Origin of the sequence: Pseudoalteromonas sp. Angola-4, from assembly GCF_028599265.1 — a bacterium.
Classification (GTDB): domain Bacteria; phylum Pseudomonadota; class Gammaproteobacteria; order Enterobacterales; family Alteromonadaceae; genus Pseudoalteromonas; species Pseudoalteromonas atlantica.
Genome location: NZ_JAQREK010000039.1, coordinates 1 through 2,953 on the forward strand (window position 1 = coordinate 1; position 2,953 = coordinate 2,953).

The 2,953-nt window shown below is 39.3% G+C and carries 1 protein-coding gene and 1 pseudogene; one reads left to right on the plus strand and one right to left on the minus strand.

The features are described from left to right. The first annotated feature begins 520 nt into the window (after positions 1-520). A pseudogene (locus PSH48_RS21205) lies at positions 521-1,668 on the plus strand (hypothetical protein). A gap of 80 nt (positions 1,669-1,748) precedes the next feature. On the opposite strand, the gene PSH48_RS20625 reads toward PSH48_RS21205, so the two are convergent. Continuing rightward, positions 1,749-2,807 (minus strand): lipase family protein, encoded by a 1,059-nt coding sequence (locus tag PSH48_RS20625; RefSeq protein ID WP_273612285.1) that lies wholly within the window; start codon positions 2,805-2,807, stop codon positions 1,749-1,751. Positions 2,808-2,953 lie beyond the last annotated feature (146 nt).

Here is a 2,953-nt window from a genome sequence, read left to right on the forward strand (position 1 = left end):
CTGTATGTGCGAATATGAGAAAGCTCATCCATATATGTTTTGGTGTAATAAAAAACCAAGAAGCGTTTAAGCTCCAAGTAAGTTAAGTACGACCTTGAAGCTTAAAATGAGAGATGGTATCTACAACCAATAGCATTGGTATTTATCTGTAGCTGAATTTATTACATTGGCTATGCGTTGAGTTTCGCCTATCCCAAACCAACTTACAGTTGTTGCCCGTCCACAGGTTTTTGAATAATACCCGCATTACGACTCCATTTTTTAGCCGCTCGCTAACTTGCGATTTTATTAATAGAAAAAAACTCTGCAGTGCAAATAAAACAGCAAGCGCTTGTACTCAATACTGCTGAAAAATAAGAAGAACAAGGTCGCACTGAGCTCCTTGTATGTTGCAGTGTTGAATTGCATAACAAACAACAAAAGCAAATTTCAGTCGATTCAACGTTAATAGGTTGCTCTTGATTAGTAATCATAGGATGGTAAATTACATATAAAACAATAGCCTTATCTTAGGAATATTATGATCAAAGTATTATTAGCGACCAGCTTAATCGCCTCTTCATTCGCTGCTTTAAGTAATCCTTTAACTGTTGAAGAACAGCGTATCAACAAAGCCCAATCAGCAATGCCAAATGTTTTAAAAGCATTTACCCCACAAGTATCTAGTTTTGAGCAACAATTTAAAGAGTTAAGCGACTTTAAAAGTGCAAAACATTAGTACAAAGCTTTAGCTTTGAACTGTGGGAAAGTGCCAAGCAACGCATAATAAAAACCAATAATTACGACGACAGAGAGCTTTACTGGGCGCGCCTGCTTTCAAGCAAAGTAATACGTACAACATCACCTAAGTTTTCAATTACGCAGGCTCAGTTAAATACCTTACTAACCCTACTTGAGGAAGGCAGCAGAGGACGTACTGACCTTGCTTTTTCATCAGGCAGCACTAAAAAAATATTACTAACGGGCTTTGACCCTTTTTTACTTGATAAAAACATAAACCAAAGTAACCCCTCAGGTGTTGCTGCGTTATTACTCGACGGCCAAGTTATTAATTACAAAGGCGTGAGCGCAGAAATTAACACCGTTATGGTGCCGGTGCGCTACGAAGACTTTGATCAAGGCATAATAGAGTCACTACTTGCCCCCTACTACGCACTTAATAATGTAGACATGATAGTCACCGTAAGTATGGGCAGGACAGAATTTGATTTAGAGCACTTTCCGGGTAAACGTCGCAGTGTAACCGCCCCAGACAATGCCAATATTGTGTATGGCGGCACGCAAACAAGCCCAGTAATACCAAAACTTAATGGCCGACCACTCCCGGGCAACGAATTTGTAAAATTTAGCTTGCCTGTAACTTACATGCAACAAGCCAAAGGCCCTTATAAAGTTATCGACAATCATGAAGTCACCACGCTTGAAAAAACCTATAAAGCCGGTTCGTATGGCGAGCTTAAAAATAGTATTGCGGTAAATGGCGGCGGCGGTGGTTACTTGTCTAACGAAATATCGTACCGAAGCATTCGCCTGCGCGATGCGCTTAATTCAAGTATACCTACAGGGCATATTCACACCCCACGTATACAACAATTCGAACCTGAAACAGAAGCTAAAATAGTAAAACAAATAAAAGCAATGCTAGAGCAAAGCTTAGTCGCGCTATAGTTTAGAGCTACCACTTTAAGGGCGTAAAAAAGGGCAATGTTATTGCCCTTTTTTCTATTTACAGTCTTCTCAGTTTTTATTTAAACCATTAAATGAGCTGTATGGCTTGCTAATTCAATTGAGAATTTAGCCAGCTGAGAAAGTTTAATTAGCATTTTTTTCAAAATAGCACGAATCCCACAGTAACTAAAATCTATAAGCTTACTTGCTGGTAAGCCACAAAAAACATACATATGGCCTACTATACCTTTTACTTCTGCAGCATAAGCTCGTGAGGTTTCTACTTCATTCGCTAAATAAGACGCAATGGCATCATAAACAGTTAATAAACCTGTAACACTAACTTGTAGTGCACTAATCGCACCTATTTTATTTAAAAAATCAAGAAGTGCTGCACCTATTTTCCTGGCCCAAAGAGCATTGAAACTAGCTTGATGACGTTTTTCAAATTCAAGACGAGTGGCTTCTTGGTAGCGTAGTTCAAATCCCTTTTGTATATCTTCATAAGTTTTATATTTTGATGCCGTATTCAAATACCCTGGTATTGGGTTAGACATACTATGCGCCCCTGGAGATATTGAAGGGGATGAATTTAAAATATATTCATAAGTAGTGTGTACGAAAGGCCACACAGGCACCATTGGTACAGGATCACCAGCATGTACACAGCGGTAAACCCCCTGTAAAGCATTTTGTGTATGGTTCGCAAAATTCGATAGCCCAACTCGCGGAGCACCAAAAGTATAGAGTTTAACAGGTACTTTGAAGCGTTGTTTCAACCAGTTTGCAGCTAAATTAGCTAATGCGCCACCTAAACTGTGACCAACAACGTGAACAGGAGCTGTAGGATTATTCGAAAAATACTGTTCTAACTGTGATTTGAGCGAGTTAAATGTTTGATTGAATCCTGCATGTACACTTTGGTTATTGGGGCCAGTGGAAACACCACAATGTAGATCAGTAATACAATCGCGCATTTTTGCTGTTCCTCTAAGCGCTAGTACATAATGACCCTTAAACGCGTTAGTTTTTCCCTTAGCAATACAACCAAAAGGTGTACGATGACGGAAAACTCTTTCTAGGATAGATCCACTTATGCCCTTTACTGAATCACTATCAAAATCAAAGTGTCTAGACAAAGCTCCATAATAAGCAGAGGAGAGCGTTCAGAATTCTGTGTCAGCCTAAGTTGCTAAATATCTAGCACACCATCTAACCTACCTTCGAAGTGGATGGCCAATTGCGACAATGTCAGATTCCAATTATGGATTGGCATTGTCCATTT